14 protein-coding genes are annotated in these 15,950 nt (G+C 61.2%); 8 read left to right on the top strand and 6 right to left on the bottom strand.

The features are described from left to right. The first annotated feature begins 34 nt into the window (after window positions 1-34). Window positions 35-1,420, top strand: a complete 1,386-nt coding sequence (locus AC07NV_RS00070; RefSeq protein ID WP_495164302.1) for a nicotinate phosphoribosyltransferase — start codon at window positions 35-37, stop codon at window positions 1,418-1,420. 209 nt (window positions 1,421-1,629) lie between these two features. On the opposite strand, the gene AC07NV_RS00065 is transcribed toward AC07NV_RS00070, so the two are convergent. Further along, window positions 1,630-6,075, bottom strand: coding sequence for a beta strand repeat-containing protein (locus AC07NV_RS00065; protein ID WP_495164301.1), 4,446 nt, complete (start codon window positions 6,073-6,075; stop codon window positions 1,630-1,632). Window positions 6,076-6,477: 402 nt separating this feature from the next. Further along, window positions 6,478-7,299: a hypothetical protein gene (locus AC07NV_RS00060; protein WP_495164300.1), complete on the bottom strand. Its 822-nt coding sequence runs from the start codon at window positions 7,297-7,299 to the stop codon at window positions 6,478-6,480. 35 nt (window positions 7,300-7,334) lie between these two features. On the opposite strand from AC07NV_RS00060, the gene AC07NV_RS00055 reads away from it, so the two are divergent. The 7 genes from AC07NV_RS00055 to AC07NV_RS00025 all read left to right on the top strand — a co-directional run bounded on the left by AC07NV_RS00055 (window position 7,335) and on the right by AC07NV_RS00025 (window position 14,096). After that, window positions 7,335-7,772, top strand: a complete 438-nt coding sequence (locus tag AC07NV_RS00055) for a hypothetical protein (protein ID WP_495164299.1) — start codon at window positions 7,335-7,337, stop codon at window positions 7,770-7,772. Window positions 7,773-7,937: 165 nt separating this feature from the next. Next, a complete protein-coding gene (locus AC07NV_RS00050) occupies window positions 7,938-8,447 on the top strand; it encodes a sigma-70 family RNA polymerase sigma factor (protein ID WP_495164298.1) in 510 nt (169 codons plus the stop codon). Window positions 8,448-8,483: 36 nt separating this feature from the next. Further along, complete coding sequence (locus tag AC07NV_RS00045) at window positions 8,484-9,428, top strand: FecR family protein (protein ID WP_495164297.1); 945 nt, start codon at window positions 8,484-8,486, stop codon at window positions 9,426-9,428. Window positions 9,429-9,497: 69 nt separating this feature from the next. Beyond that, entirely contained in the window at window positions 9,498-11,954 is a 2,457-nt protein-coding gene (locus tag AC07NV_RS00040; protein WP_495164296.1) for a TonB-dependent receptor, read from the top strand. Between the two features lie 56 nt (window positions 11,955-12,010). After that, entirely contained in the window at window positions 12,011-12,286 is a 276-nt protein-coding gene (locus AC07NV_RS00035) for a hypothetical protein (RefSeq protein WP_495164295.1), read from the top strand. Beyond that, window positions 12,283-13,818: a PepSY-associated TM helix domain-containing protein gene (locus AC07NV_RS00030; RefSeq protein ID WP_495164294.1), complete on the top strand. Its 1,536-nt coding sequence runs from the start codon at window positions 12,283-12,285 to the stop codon at window positions 13,816-13,818. Before AC07NV_RS00035 ends, AC07NV_RS00030 begins: the two co-directional genes overlap by 4 nt. Then, window positions 13,815-14,096 carry a DUF3325 domain-containing protein gene (locus AC07NV_RS00025; RefSeq protein ID WP_495164293.1) on the top strand — a complete coding sequence of 94 codons (282 nt, stop codon included), beginning with the start codon at window positions 13,815-13,817 and terminating at the stop codon, window positions 14,094-14,096. The genes AC07NV_RS00030 and AC07NV_RS00025 overlap by 4 nt, the downstream gene beginning before the upstream one ends. On the opposite strand, the gene AC07NV_RS00020 is transcribed toward AC07NV_RS00025, so the two are convergent. The 4 genes from AC07NV_RS00020 to AC07NV_RS00005 form a co-directional block, all read right to left on the bottom strand. Then, a complete protein-coding gene (locus AC07NV_RS00020; RefSeq protein ID WP_495164292.1) occupies window positions 14,091-14,438 on the bottom strand; it encodes a nuclear transport factor 2 family protein in 348 nt (115 codons plus the stop codon). The two genes, AC07NV_RS00025 and AC07NV_RS00020, sit on opposite strands and share 6 nt — an antisense overlap. A gap of 134 nt (window positions 14,439-14,572) precedes the next feature. Continuing rightward, a complete protein-coding gene (locus AC07NV_RS00015; RefSeq protein ID WP_495164291.1) occupies window positions 14,573-15,019 on the bottom strand; it encodes a CBS domain-containing protein in 447 nt (148 codons plus the stop codon). Window positions 15,020-15,045: 26 nt separating this feature from the next. After that, window positions 15,046-15,642, bottom strand: a complete 597-nt coding sequence (locus AC07NV_RS00010; protein ID WP_495164290.1) for an NADPH-dependent F420 reductase — start codon at window positions 15,640-15,642, stop codon at window positions 15,046-15,048. 41 nt (window positions 15,643-15,683) lie between these two features. Further along, on the bottom strand, window positions 15,684-15,950 hold a 267-nt coding region (locus tag AC07NV_RS00005; RefSeq protein WP_495164289.1), incomplete at its 5' end, for a pirin-like C-terminal cupin domain-containing protein.

Genomic DNA, 15,950 nt, shown 5'->3' with positions numbered 1-15,950 from the left:
CTGCCGACAGACACGAATGTGAGGAGTTCACATCATGAAAAACCCGATCCTGGCGACTGACAGCTACAAGCAGAGTCACTTCCTGCAATATCCGCCCGAGGCACGCGTCATCAGCGCCTATGTCGAGGCGCGCCCGAACCCCTTTTCCGACGAGATAGTCTTCCTGGGGCTCCAGCCGCTGTTGCTCGACTATTTCACTCAGCCGGTGACGAAGGCTGACGTCGATGAAGCCGAGGCAATCTGCGCCGCGCACGGTGTGCCGTTCAACCGCGGAGGCTGGGAGGCTATCGTCGCCGACCATGGCGGATATCTGCCGCTCGAGATCAAGGCGCTGCCCGAGGGGGCGATCGTTCCCGCAGGCGTACCGCTGGTGCAGCTCGAAAATACCGATCCGCGCATGCCTTGGCTGACGACCTTCATCGAGACGGCGATGTTGCGCGCGATCTGGTATCCGACGACGGTCGCAACGCTGAGCTGGAAGTGCAAGGCCGTGATCCGCGCGGGCCTCGAGAAGAGCTCCGACGACGTTGAGGGGCAATTGCCGTTCAAGCTCCATGATTTCGGTGCGCGCGGCGTATCCTCTGCGGAGAGCGCGGGGCTGGGCGGCTTGGCGCATCTTGTCAACTTCCAGGGCACCGATACGATGGAAGCGCTGGTCGCGGCACGGCGCTATTATGGCGCCGACATGGCCGGCTTTTCCATCCCGGCGGCCGAGCATAGCACGATGACGAGTTGGGGCCGCGCGCGCGAGGAAGCGGCCTATGCGAATATGCTCGATCGTTTCGACGGCGAAGGACGGATCGTAGCGGTCGTGTCCGACAGCTATGATCTCGACGTTGCGGTTGCCGACATCTGGGGCGGTAGCCTGCGCGAAAAGGTGTTGGCGCGGCAGGGCACGCTTGTCGTGCGGCCCGACAGTGGCGACCCGATCGAAACGCCGCTGCGCACAGTCAAGAAACTGTGGGAAAAGTTCGGCGGCAGCGTGAATGGGAAGGGTTATCGTGTGCTCGATCCGCATGTCCGTGTGATTCAAGGCGACGGGATGACGGTCGACAGCATCGGACTGCTCGTCGATCGGATGATCGAAGAAGGCTTTGCGATCGACAATATCGCTTTTGGTATGGGCGGCGGGATGTTGCAGCATGTCAACCGGGATACGCTGCGCTTCGCGATGAAGGCGAATGCGATGCTCGGCGCCGACGGCGAGTGGCACGACGTGTTCAAGATGCCGAGCACCGACCCCGGCAAGGCGAGCAAGGCCGGGCGGCAGGCGGTGGTGATGAAGGACGGACGGATGGCGGCGGCAAGGCTCGATGGGATCGCGGTGGAGGAAGATCTGCTCGTGCCGGTGTGGCGGAACGGCGACCTGCTTGTGCGTCATGACTTCAGCACGGTGCGTGCGCGGTCCGAAGGCCGATGATGGCCGATCCGTTTGGGAAGCCGACATTCGCCCAGACGGATGTCGGCTTATTGCAACTTGGCCCCGAAAGCCGCCCGACCGCCAGCGGCCAGATTGCGACTGGCAGCTTTGCGCCTCATACCGGACATTCCGGATGTCAACTTGAATGCTGGGATTCGGGCATTCGCGCGACCTCAACGCCCACTACCACCCCGCGCGCGCCAAACGGATCAGGCAAAATAGTCATATGCGACATTTTGTCGTTCATGAGCTCTCCCAAGGTCGCCCGCGCCCGGTTTGGCCCCGAACGAGGCCATATCCTGGCGCATCAGGTCGATGCGGCGATCAATCGCAGTCGCGCTATCATAGGAGGTGACGGACTGCGGCTTGCGCGCCGAGGCGTTGGTGCCGCCGGCCGACATACGTAACATGCCTTCGCTGACATCCGCGACGGTGATTGCAATCGCCTGTGTGTCGGCGAGGCTGCCGTCGCTCCCCTGGACGACGACGTCATAGATATTGTTGCCGTCAGCATCGGCGGGCGCTTCGAAATCGGGCGCGGCGAGGAATTTGAGCGCTCCGGTCGTCGCATGGATCGTGAACAAGGCGGCATCGGCGCCGCCAGCGATGCTGTATGTGCGCGCCGTGTTTTCAGGGTCGGTCGAGGAGACCGTCGTGACAGCCGTGCCGTTTTCGTTGAGGGTGATCGCTGCGGTTTCGCCGCCGCCGTTGGATGTAATAAACGGCGCTTCGTTGACGTTGGTCAGGGTGATCGTGAGGTTTCTGGTCGCGCTCGTCGTCCCGTCGCTGGCGGAGACGTTGACGTTGTAAACGCGGTTCGCGCCCGAATCATTCGGCGCTTCATAATTGGGAGCGGTCACAAAGCTGAGCGCGCCGGTTGCCGGGTCGATTATGAATCGCGCGGCGTCGAGCCCGCCCGAAATCGAATAGGTTCGCGTCTCGTTTTCGGGGTCGGTCGAAGTGATCGTCGTCACTGCGGTTGTGTTTTCCGCAACCGAAAAGCTGCTTGCTAGGCCAATGACGGGCGTTTCGTTGACGTTGGTCACGGTGACAGCGATCGCCTGCGTGTCGATTAGGCCGCTATCGCTGGCCTGCACGATCACGTCATAGACATTGTCGGTTCCGGCATCAGTCGGTGCCTCGTAGTTGGGCGCGGTAATGAAACGCAGGGCACCAGTGGGGCTATGGATCGAAAAGCGCGCGGCATCGGCGCCGCCGACAATGGCATAGGTAATGCTGTCGGTCGTCAAGACTCTCCCGACGGACAGGATATTCTCCGCGACTGAGAAGGCGCTGGTTGTGATGACGGGCGTTTCGGCGACATTGGTGACGGTGACTGCGAGGCTCTTCGTCCCGCTTGACGTCCCGTCGCTCGCTGCAACGATGACATTGTAGATGTTATCGATGTTGGAATCTTTTGGGTCCTCATAATTGGGTGCGGTTACGAAGCTGAGCGCGCCGGTCGCGGAATCGATCGCGAACCGCGCGGCATCGTTGCCGCCAGCGATCGCATAGGTTCGGGCCTGGTTTTCCGGATCGGTCGAGGTGATCATCGTGATCGAAGTGCTGTTCTCCGCGATCGAATAGGTACCGGACGAGGTGATGACCGGCGCTTCGTTCGCGTTCAGCACGCTGATCGTGATCGCCTGTATAGCGATCAGGCCGCTATCGCTGGCTTGCACGATCACGCCATAGACATTGTCGCTCCCGGCGTCGGCCGGCGCCTCATAATTGGGCGCGTTGACGAAACTCAGGCTGCCCGACGCGGTGTTGATCGAAAAACGCGCGGCGTCGGCACCGCCGACGATGGCATAGGCGATGCTGTCGGTCGCCGCGATGGTTCCTACGACCAGATTGTTTTCCGTGACCGAAAAGGTGCTGGACGAGGTTATGACGGGCGTCTCGGCAACATTGGTCACTGTGACCGCGAGGCTCTTTGTGCCGGTCAACGTCCCGTCGCTGGCGGCGACGTCGATATTATAGATGCGGTTGCCCCCCGAATCGTTGGGCGCCTCATAATTGGGAGCAGCCACGAAGCGGAGCGCGCCTGTCACCGAATCGATCGTGAAACGTGCAGCATCGAAACCACCGGCAATCGAGTAGGTCCGCGGCTGGTTTTCGTCATCGGTCGAGGTTATCGTCGTCACTGCGGTGCTGTTTTCTGCGACCGACAAACTGCTCGCCGAGGTGATGACCGGTCGTTCGTTGACATTGGTTATTGTGACCGCGATCGCCTGGGTGTCGGTCAGGCTGCCGTCGCTTGCCGCGACGATCACATCATAGACATTGTCGGCCCCGGCATCGGTCGGGGCTTCGAAATTGGGCGAGCCGATGAATCTTAGGCTGCCCGACGTTGCATTGATCGAAAAGAGAGACGCGTCGGCGCCGCCTATGATCGCATAGGTCGGGACCACGTTTTCCGGATCATTTGCGTAGAGCGTCAGTACGGACAGGTAGGGATTCTCCTCGACCGAAATGGACACCGTGTCGCCGCCACCGTTGGAGGTGATGCGCGGCGCTTCGTTGATGTTCGTTATCGAGATCGCGAGCGCCTGCGTATCTGTTTGCAGGCCATCGGTTGCGGACACCGTTACATCGTAAATCCGGTTCATTCCGAAATCGTTCGGCGCTTCGTAATTGGGCGCGGTGATGAAAGTAAGAACGCCGGTCGTTGCGTCGATCGCGAATTTGGCGGCGTCATAACCGCCCGAAATCGAATAGGTGATCGATGGGCCGACTTGGTCGCGTGCGACGACGGTCGTTGCGATCGTCAGGTTTTCGGCGATCGAAAAAGCGGCGGTGGCCCCGCCGCCGTTCGACGAGATGGTCGTCCCTTCGGCGACATTGCCGATCGTGATCGTGATCACCTGTGCTGTCGAAGGGGATCCATTCGCGTCGGTCGCGCGGACGAGGAGATTATACACGTTATCGCCGCCAAAGTCCGCAGGTGCTTCATAGTTGGGCGCCGAATTGAACGTCAGCACCCCGGTCATCGGATTCAGGTAGAATTTCGTTGAATCATAATAAGCGGCGGTGGAATGGGCGAGAGCTTCGGAGCCACCTACGATCATGTAGGTGATGCCGTCACCTTCCTTGTCGACCGCTGTGATCGTCCCGGCGACCGGGTTGTTTTCCGATGCCGCAAAGGTTGTAGCGGACGTGATCGTCGGTCCCTCGTTGAGGTCGGAAACAAGGACGGTAAGCGTCTGGCTGTCGCTCAGCACGCCATCGCTCGCGGTTACGACGATCTCGTAGCTGTTGTCGCCGTCGAAGTCTGCTGGGGCCTCGAAATCGGGCGCCGCGACAAAGCGTAGCAGTCCGCTGTTTGCGTCGATCGAGAAACTCGCTGCATCGCCGCCGCCGGTGATGGAATACTGGATCGGGCCGCTGGTCGCTGCCGGGGTCGCGCGGACGAAGGCCGCCGCCCGCTCATTTTCAAACACCTCGACCAAACCCTCAGCGCCGCCACCTGCCGACGTGATGATGACGTCGGTGGCGGGCGTCGTGCTTGTGTCGGGCGTGAAAATCTGCGCGCGCACGGCGTCATTGTCGGCGCCTGATGCGTTGAGGTCGGTCCAGTCGACGACGAAGCCGCCATTGGCGAGCGCCACGATCGACGGCAGGACCTGGTCGCCACCGATCTGGCTGTTGACGAGTTCGTGCCCCCCGACCGGCTGGCCGCTGGCGTCATAGGTCTGGATGAAGATGCCGGCACCCGAACCATCCGAAAAAGCGCCTGAATCTGCTTTCCAGCCGATAACAAAGCCGCCGTCCGACAATCCGGCGATAACCGGCCCAACCTGTATCCCGTTCAAGCTTGTCGGCACGCTGATCGGGGTTCCAACGGCAGTACCCGTCGCCGAGAAAATCTGGATACGGTGCTCCGAGCCGCCGCCGTACCACGCTACGGCAAAATTCCCGTTTGCCAATGTGGTTACCGACGATTCGACCGAGCCGGTGGTAGTACCATTGATGTCGATCTGGAATTCGGAACCGACCTTGTTGTGCGACGCGTCGAACAGCTGCCCCTTCGCGCGCCATGGCGATATGCTGCGATCGGTCCAGGTGATCACATAGCCGCCGCCGGGGAAGGCCGCGATCGACGCATCGCCCTGATTGCCGCTAGTCACCGTATTGACTAACGTCTGGCTAGTGACCGCCGCGCCATATTGATCGAAGGTGCTGACCCTTATGCCGGTTCCCGAAGCATCGCTGCCGGTCGTCCGCGTATCGTGCCAAGCGATCGCAAAGCCGCCGCCCGCAAGCGCGGCCACCTCCGGATACTGCACCGAGTTGCCGGCGGGTACGGCCAGCCGCGAACTCATGGCCACGCCGCTGGCGTCATAGACTTGCGCGTACATCGTCGCGAGCGAAGTCCAGATCACGACGAAGCCGCCACCCGCCAGTCCGGTGATCACCGGATTGCTGCTGCCGTCGTTGGAGCTGTCGAGGGTGAGTTCGGTCCCGACCAGTGTGCCGTCGGGCTGGAAAATTTGGGCTCGGACAAATCGACCGGCAGTTGTGTTGAAGTCTGCATCGATCCAGGTGATGACGAAATTTCCATTGGCCAGAAGCGTGCCGTCGGACTGCGCCTGACTTCTTGGCATCGCCGTGTTGACGATAAATTCGGATCCCGAACGAATGTAACCAGCCATCGAATAACCCCCCCGAGACTATTTTGCACTATGTCGATACGATCTTATTATCTCAGAGTGAACAGTAAGTTACAGTGATGCTTGGCCAGGACCAAATCGAGGTTTACGATATCTAGTGGCCACGTTGCCGCACGTGCCCGAGAACATTCGTGCGGGCGGAGCAAAGTTGGCGCAGCGCTCGCGTCCGCTTTCGCCAATTTCGCTTCAAAGGCAGACCGTCTTCTACCGGCCAGATCGCGACTGGCCGACTTGCGCTTGATCTAAGTCGTAGCCGGCCGCGAGACCGCTGCCCGAAACCTGCCGTTCGCGCGTGTGGAAACAGGGTGTCAACACCGTGCCCTTGGTAACATTTGCCGTCCACATGATCCAGAAACCGCCCGCCAAGCCGCCTGAGTCCGTCGATCAGGGCTGTTGCCCGACCCGCAACTTGTAGCCGCCAATTGCGCGCTCGCTGCCCGCGCTGGTTGCGCGGACGATATACTCGCCGCTTTCTTCCGGCGTGAAGATCAGAAAGGCGTTCATCCCGTCACCGCCATCGTCGTCGCTCGCGATGGGGTCGGTGCTATAGCGGTCGCTGCCGGCATGGACTTCGACGACCGGATCGAGGCCGTCGGCATCGCGGTCCATGAAAATCATGATCTGCTTGCCTGCCTCGAAGCGGAACAGATAATCATCGACACGGCGACCGCGAATTTCGCCGTCGGTCCGTGTGAGGGCTCCGGCATAATGTTTGAAGGCGATGGAACTGCTACCCACTACGGTCGGCTGCTGCGGCGCCGGCAGCGGTGCCAGCTCACGCACGTTTAGCGTATAGCTTCCCATGCTGTCGCCCACCGAGACCACACGCAACCGGTATTCGCCGCTCCGTGCAGGTACGAATTCGAGATAGGCATTATTGCCTTCGCCGCCATCGTCGTCTTCGGCGATTTCCTCGTCCCCGGCATTGGCGAAAGAGAGTCTGAGTGCGGGATCAAACTCTTCCGACTCCGCGGTGAAAGCGTAGCGTTTGCCTGCCTCAAGCGTCATTGTGCGTACCTGATAAGGCCGACCGTCGCGCTGGCTATTTTCGTCGAGCTGGCCCGGCAATTGCCTGTCGCCTTTCTGTGCGAGCGCCGGGGCGCTGAAGCTCAAAGCACCTACAACCACAGCGCCGGCCAGCCATTTCATTTGGGTCCCTATCATTCCGATCCTGTCCTCTTCAAACCACAAAACCCCCGCGATCATAAGGCTCTAAGGCATCAACACCATTCTGGCCAACCATGAATCCGGTCATTGCCGCCTGGCGCCTATGGCGGGCCTTGATCGAGTGGTCCGCTTGGATTGTTAGGGCATTCGCCGCGTCACCTCAGCGGGAGGAGATCCTTGAAACCAACGCCAGTGATGCCTATCGAATGTCGGCGCTGTTCAAAATTCGCCTGAAAGCAGAACGTCTTCAATCGGCCATATTTCGTTATCGGTGTCACAAGATTTATGAAATTTTCGGTCTTCCACTGATGCCGCGCCGCGCCGGACTTCTTACCATCGGAGTGATAGTCCTCAGCGCAGTTCTGGCTGCGATTTACTGGAGTCGCGAGGAGAGCTGCCATCGGATGCTGCAGACCGTGGAACTGGCCCAGGGTTCGGAGGTTCGCGCAGCGATTTTTGGCGGGTGCCACATTGTAGGACCTGAGGAGGCCTCCGAGTCCCATCACCGATAAGGGCCAGCGATCATCTGCGCGCCGCTCACCGCCATAGCCCCGCCGAATGCCAGCAGGGTGAATTCGATTGAGATATTATTGCAAATAATTCGCAAGAGCTATATCTGATATCCGGCCGGCTCGTTGATTCACTCAATTCGCGGGCAATGCGATCGGGGATGTGAAGTGAACGCGAGAGCGGCACAACGGGAAATCGGCTCCCTTTACGAAGCTCACGCCGATTGGCTGCGTGAGTGGCTCTACCGGCACACGCGCTGCTCGCACCGGGCGGCGGATATCACGCAGGACGCATTCTGCCGGTTATTGGAACGTCCGTTATTTGCCGCGCCGAACACGCCCCGCAGCTATCTTGCGACGGTCGCTCGGCGCCTTCTGATCGATGACATCAGGCGGCGCGAGGTCGAGCGGGCGGTGGTTGACGCGATTGCGATATCGGGGCCCGACGCGGAGGACATCACGCCCGAGCGGATCGCCGACGCAATCCAGCTCCTCCAGGCCGTCACGGACTTGCTCGAAACCTTGCCTGCGCAAACGCGGCAGGCCTTCCTCCTTCGACGCCTGGAAGGGCTGGAGCAGAAAGAAATCGCCGTTCGGTTGGGAATCTCGCTAAGCTCTGTGAAACGGCATATCGCGTTGGCCTATGCACGTTGCTATTCGATCGCCTACATGGGCTGAGTGACCGAAACTTTCCAAGCACATCCGACGTCGGACATGATCGAGCAGGCCGCGCAATGGGCAGCTGCGCTCGACGCAGGCGATATGAGTGAGAAGGAACGGCTGGCGCTTGCGGCCTGGTGTGCCGAGGATCCGCTTCACCAGACTATACTCGACAATATGCGCGCGTTCGATGACAGGGTGGACCGTACGGAGGATTTCGAGCGCGCTGCGTTGCATGCCATGCTGGAACGAAACAGCTCCAGCTATGCCCGCCGCGGTGGGAGATTGCTCGGGATCGCCCTGCTTGTCGCCTTCGGCTGGGCCGGAATACGCAGTGATTTTGTTCGCGATCATTTTCCGGACTATCAAACGGGACGGGGCGAGCTGCGTACCCTCGCGCTGGCGGATGGCAGCGAAGCCGTCATCGATACCGACAGCGCTATCGGGATCGACCTGGACGAGGGGCGGCGGGAAGTTCGCCTGATCAGCGGCCAGCTTTTTGCAAAAGTCGCCAAGGACGGGCCCGCTCCCTTTGTGGTGAAGACGGCTCACGGCTCCGCTACGGCGATGGGGACCGCTTTCGCTGTGCGACGCGAGCAAAACTACACGCTGGTTACCGTCATCGAATCGCATGTCCGCGTCTGCCCTGGCAGCACGGCGGCGAATGAAAGGGAATGTCGCGTCCTTTCCGCAGGCGAGCGGGCGCGTGTCACGCCCGCACGGGTCTCGACCGAAACTCCTGTCGATCCGTCAATGGCTGCCATGTGGTCGAGTGGCTGGCTCGAAGTCGATGATGAGAATGTTGCCGACGTGCTGGTCGAACTGAGCCGCTACAGTAAGCGGCCTATCCGCTTCGACGCGGCGTTGCTCGAGGGCGTCAGAATAACGGGAAGCTTCCCATTGCGCGACATCGACCGCGCGATCGAAGGGGTTGGCAGGATCGGCAATCTTCAGGTCCGCCGCTCTGCACAGGAAATCCTTGTCACGCGCCGGTTCTGAATTTTCTTTGAGCCGTTTGCCGATCCGCATCGTCCCCTTTGTGAAAGCAGTGACACAAGGGGGTTTTGAATGCATGATTTCCGCACGCGCATCCTGCATGGCGCGGCCGCGATAGCATTTGCCGGTGCTGTCGGTTTGACGGGGGCCGAGGACGCCCGGGCACAGACGCAGATGCAAGCGCAGTCGACGCGCAGTTTCGATATTCCGGCCGGCTCGCTGGGGTCTGCCATCGCGCGATTGGGGCGGCAGGCCGACGTCATGGTAACGGTGGATCCGGCACTTGTCCGGGGGCGGCGCACCGGTGGGCTGCGCGGAAGCTTTACGCCCGAGCAAGCCTTCAGCAGATTGTTGGCAAACAGCGATCTGATCGCGCGCTACGACGGGAAGGGCGGCTTCTCCGTGGTCGCCGCGCGCGGTGCCCGCCCGCGCCCCGTTGCCGTCCGCCCGCCGAGGCGTGCGGCTCCTTCGTCTGTGTCGTCGAATGCGGAGACCGCGCAGCTAGACGACATCATCATCGTCTATGGCGCGCGCGAAACGGCCACATTGGACAAAGTCGCATCCAGTGTCGGCGTCGTCACCTCGCGAAATATCGAGGACGGCCAGATCCGCAACACGCAGGAGACATTCCGCCGTCTCGGCAACGTCATGGATTCGGCGTTCACCAACTCGGGCTTCGTCATCCGCGGTATCAGTTCGGAAGGCTTTACCCCGGCCGGCGCGCCGACCGGGTCACTCTATGTCGATGGCGTGCTGCAGACCCGATACGGTGCGCGCTTCGGTGCACGCAACCTCTGGGATACCGAGCAGGTCGAAGTTTATCGCGGGCCGCAATCGACGCTCAGCGGCCGGGCGGCTTCGGCCGGTGCGATCTACATCAAGACCAAGGATCCGACATTCGAACGCGAAGCCGAACTATCCGGCCTGATCGGAAACCGCGATTTGCGGGGCGGCGCTTTCATGGTCAACATGCCCATTCTCGACGACCAGATATCGGTTCGCGTCGCTGGCGTATATCAGGTGCAGGACACCGACGTGCACTATCCGCGATATGCAAATTACAATTATCTGGATGATCTCAGAACCGAATTGAGCGGTACGATCAGGGCCAAGGTCCTGCTGACGCCATCGGAGATGCCCGATACCCGGGCGGTGGTGAGCTATTCCTATTCGGATGATCGCCCTAATGAACGGCTCATTTTCGAGAATGGCGACTTCACGCTCGATGATCGGCGCGGCGATGGCTACAATCTCAGCGGAATCCTGCTCGACAGCTTCGCCGAATATCGCGAGATCAAAGTCCACAACGTTGGTCTCGAAATCACCCATGATTTTTCCGACAGGCTGAAACTGACCTCTCAGACGGGTTTCACGTCGGGCAAGACCCGCCGCCTGTCGGTCGATGCCGGAGAGCCGGGAGTTCCTGACGGGATGAGAGGCATCGTCGTCGACGAGATGGTCTCGCAGGAACTGCGCCTTAACTATAAGGGCGACCGCTGGACCTGGGTGGCGGGGATATTCGGCAGCAGCCAGAAGTTCGATTCAGCGCTGAATCTCGTCTCGACGCCCTTTTTTACCAGCCTTGATGAAATTTTCATTCGCAAGACCAACAATGTCGCGCTCTTCGGTGAGGTCACCTATGAGTTCGTACCCACCTGGCATCTCACGGTTGGCGGCCGTCTCGACTATCTGGAGGAGGAGACCACCGAGGTCAGCGACAGCATTTTTGCCGGTGCCCCTCAGCTATTCGGGAACTACAATAAATTCGACGAGACCAACGCGGTTCCCCGGATAGGAATCGCAAAGGACCTATCGAAGCAGCATCGGATAGGTTTTACCTATTCGGAAGGGTTTCGCACGGGTGGCTTTTTCCTCGACCGCGACACCGGCGACAACGTCTATTATGGGCCTGAAGCCGCCCGGAACTACGAGCTCTTCTACAAAGGACAGATGCTGGGCCGAAGACTGACGCTCAACGCCAACATCTTCTTTACGGAGTATAGCGACCAGCAGGTCGAGATTGCGCCGGACTCGTCGAGACCCGGCTACACGATCACCGTCAACGCAGCATCTTCGCGGAGCTGGGGTTTCGAAATCGAACCGACCCTTATGCTGGCCAGGAATTTCTCGCTCTTCGCGTCGCTCGGCTATCTCAATACAAAGTTCAAGGCGTTCGATACCGCAGCATTCGGTGACATGTCGGGAGAGCGGTTCCCCGACGCGCCGGAATTGAGCCTTGCTTTCGGCGGACGCTATGCCTTCGAAAATGGCCTGTTTCTGGGCGGCGATGCCAAATACACGACCGCCTACACCGCGCGTTTTGGCGAAGGAACGCCTGACGAGATCGCTTCGCGCATCATCGTCAATGCGCAGGCCGGCTTCAAACGAGGCAATTGGGAAATTGCGGCTTTCGCCGAAAATCTGTTCAACAGGAAATATCTGGCCTTCGCTGATCGCGACGCCGCATCGGTATATGGACAGGCGGGAGCGCGGCGTACCTTCGGCGTCAACGTCAAGACGAAGTTCTGAAGTTGGACCCGCAGCGCGCGCCGCTCGCCGGACCGGCCTTGAGGATCGCCGGCCGCGTGGCGGCCGCGACAGTGGGCGCTTATGCGACGACCGCGGGCGCGGCGGCGTTGATCGGCGTTTCGCTGGTCGTCGGAGCCGGACTTGGCCGGTCGGACGCACTGATCATCGGCAGCGTTCTGGGCTATCTTCTCTTTGCTTTCCTGATGCTGTGGTGCTTTGCCGAACGGCGTCTCCTGCGCGTGTGGGCCGCCCTGATCGTCGCGGCGGCGACGACGCACGGCACGGCATGGATGATCGCCCCCGCCATGCCCGTCGGCGGGGTCATGCCATGAGCGCGCCGACGCTTCCCGATGATCCGGGCGACCTTCGTCTGGCGCTGAACTGGTTCCACACCTGGTTCGGTCTGGTCGTCGGCGCTTTGCTCTTCATCATTTTCTGGACCGGGACGCTCGCGGTTTTCGATCGCGAAATCGATCGCTGGACGATGCCGGCCACCCGGTTGCCGATTGCTCAACCCGTGTCGGCCGATGCGCTCGTGCCGGTTGTGCGCGATCTGGTCGCAGGATCGCGCGGGTGGCGGATGATCCTCCCCGACGAACGCGTTCCGGTCGCGGAGGTGCAAGCGAGCTTCGCTGACGGCTCCCATCTGCGCCGCTTCATAGATCCGGCCGCGATGAAAATCCTGCCCGACGAGGGGACGGCGGGCGCGACCGATTTTTTCTATCCCTATCACTATAATCTCAACTCGGGCGGTATTGGACTCTTCCTCTGTGCGTTCGCCGCCGTGATCATGGTCGCGCTGTGCATTTCGGGAGTGATCATTCACCGCAAGATATTCGCCGATTTCTTTACGCTGCGTATCGTCCGAAAGCCGCAGCGAACGACGCTTGACCTTCACAATCTGTCGGGGGTGCTCTTCCTGCCCTTCCTCTTGATGATCTCGTTCACCGGCGTCGCGATCTTCACCTACACCTATCTGCCGTCGGCGCAGGCGATCATGTTCAGGGGCGATCCGCAGGCGATGGCGGCGGGCTATTTCTCGCGCGAAGCTGCAGGGAGGCCCGGAGGCCCTCCCATAGCCTTGGACGCGCTGCGCGATCAGGCGGAAGCCTATTGGGGAGCGCGGCCCAACTATGTCCAGATCGTCCACCCGGGCGATGCCAACAGCTACATCGAGCTTCGTCCTCCGAACGGTGGAAGCATTTCGTTCAGCACCGAAGCCATGTGGTTCGATGCGGCAACCGGTGCGCGTCTTGGCGCATCGCCGTCGACGGGCACACGGCGGGCCTATGATTTTCTCTATGGTATCCACCTCGTCCAGTTCGACCATTGGCCACTGCGCTGGCTCTATTTCCTATCGGGCCTCGCCGGATGCTTGCTGATCGCGACCGGCATGCTCTTCTGGGTTCAATCGCGCCGCAAGCGGCACGCAAGGGAAGGGCGTCGGGGCGTTCGGTTCGTCGAGGGTTTCGCGATTGCAGCGACGGTGGGGCCACTGCTGGCAACGCTTGGCTTCTTCATCGCCAATCGCTTGCTACCGATCGGTCCGGCGGACCGGGCAGCGAACGAAATATGGGTCTTCCATCTGGTCTGGATCGCTTCGGCCGTTCACGCATTGGCGCGCGGCCATGCCGCATGGCGCGAGCAGGCGTGGGCGGTTGCGGCAGGATGTGTCCTCGCGGTCGCTCTCAACGCATTGACGACGGATACGGGCCTTTCGGCAGCGATTTCGGCGGGGCTCTGGCATAGCGCCGGTGTCGATCTGTCCTTGCTGGCCGGCGCCATGCTTGCCGCCGGAAGTGCCTTCATGCTGGGCAGTGGTGACAAGGCGGCTGCCTTAGCAGCGCGGGGCGTAGCTGAATGAAGATGCTCCTTCTTTCTATCGGGGTCCTTCTTGCATCGCTTGGCTTTGCTGCGCTGGGGCTGAGCCAGGTGCAGCATTGGCGAACGGTGCGGCGTGACCTTGGGGCTCAGCCGCCACGCCTGCTTCGTCCGGCGGGTTGGATTCTGATCGGGGCGTCGAGCGTGCCACCACTGCTAAGCGACGGCATCGCCTTTGGAACCTTGCTTTGGACCGGATTGTTGAGCGTGGCCGCGATCTGTGTCGTGGCCATCAATGTGTGGCGCACGAAGATATTATGAAACCAGCTTTGTTGCGTCGGCAATTAGAGACTTTTTGTAAAAGCTGCCTTTCCGCCAACGACCAGTAAACACCCAGCGTCGGGCGGCGAGGTAGGCCGCCCGACGCTTGACGAAAGTTCGTTTCGCAGCGGGTTGACCCCGCATCCGGAAGCCGTCGAACGCATGGGCATCGAAGAAGGCGAACGCCCGAACGATCCGTCCGTCCTTCAGCGTCAGGATCCACGCATAGCTGTTGATATAGGGCTTGCCGTTGCGCACCATGCCTTTGGTATCGGAATGCGCAACCACCGTGTCGCCTTCGGCATAGAGCGCGTAGACGTTCGGGATCAGCCGTGTGCTCATCCGCGCATTGAACGGGCGGATCGCGCCGTGCCGGCCGCCGCGATCGCGATTGCGCGCCCGATGCGCCGGTGACGATGACAGTCTTGCCTTTGAGAATGTCGCTCATTGCCTGTCTCCAGAGGTGGGTGGTGAGGTCAGGCGGCCGCGGCTAGGCGGAACTTTGCCATGTCCTGCAGCACGCTGTTTTCCTCGGTCTTTTCGGCGAGGCGATATTTGGTGATGTCGCCAATGCTGACGAGGCCGACGACGAGGCCGTCCTCGATCACCGGCAGGTGCCGGGCGCGCCGGTCGGTCATTAGCTTCATGGCCGCGGCGATGCTGTCGGTGGGCGCTGCGGTCGGCACCGCGAGCGTCATCACATCGTCGACCGACTTGCTGAGCACGGCAGCACCGTAGATGTCGAGGCCCAGCACGATATCGCGTTCCGACAACACGCCGATCAGGCGGCCGTGGCCAGACTGGACGATCAGGGCGCCGATCGCTTCGGCGCGCATCCGCGACAGCGCCTGACTGATCGGGGCGCTGCCCGCAACGGTGACGAGCCGGTGGTTCTTGTCCCGCAGGACGTCCGAGATACGCATGTTTTTTCTCCTTCTGAGGGGGGCGTTCAGCCCTGCTTGATCAGGCTGTGGACCATCAGCGCGCCACCGAACTGCTGAAGCCGGCCGCCTTCGTCGATCCGGCCGAGTGCGAGCGGGGCAAAGCCAAGCGCATCGATCAGGTTTGCGGCGGCAGCGGTTGCTTCGGCATCGTTGCTCGACACGAAGATCGTGCGGCGACCGCCGGAGGCTTCGGGCTCGGCAGCAAGGACTGCGGCGGGGAGAGTGTTGAAGCCCTTGACCAGCCGGGCGCCGGGAAGCTGTTTCGCGACAAGGTCACTCGACAGTTCGCCGCCCAGATTGGCGGGCGAGAAATCGGTGAAGTCGATCGCGTTGGTCGCATCGATCACGACGCGGCCCTGCCAGTCATCCACCGCGGCGACCGTTTCGCCGACCGCCGTGAACGGCACCGCCAGGATGACGATGTCGGCGGCCAGCGCTTCTTCGAGTGCTGCGGGCTCGATTGCCGATCCGAGCTCGGCGGCAAGCGGCGTGATCGAGGCGGGGCCGCGGCTGTTCGCGACGCGGACGGGGATGTTCTTGCGTGCGAACTGACGGGCGAGGGCGGTGCCGATCGCACCGGATCCGATGATCGAATAGGTCATGATGTTATCCTTCTTTCTTTGGGGTTGGTTGGAGGGAGTGTTCACGCCGCGCGGCGCGGGGTTTCGGGAAGCGGGATGAACTCGGTTTCGCCGGGGACACCGGGGAAGCGGCGCTCGCGCCAGTCCTCGGCCGCCTGTTCGATCCGCTCCTTGCGGCTCGACACGAAGTTCCAGAAGATGTGCCGCTGGCCGTCGAGCGGCTCGCCGCCGAGCAGCATCAATCGGCTCGGCCCATGGCTGCGCAGGATGATTTCGGCGCCGGGTTTAAAGACGATCAGCTGGTCCCGGAGGAAATGCCCGTTCAGGCC

This window comes from Sphingopyxis sp. GW821-FHT10B01, assembly GCF_059415685.1.
Note: the sequence above shows the minus strand (reverse complement) of the source record. Positions and strands in the feature narration are given on the sequence as shown.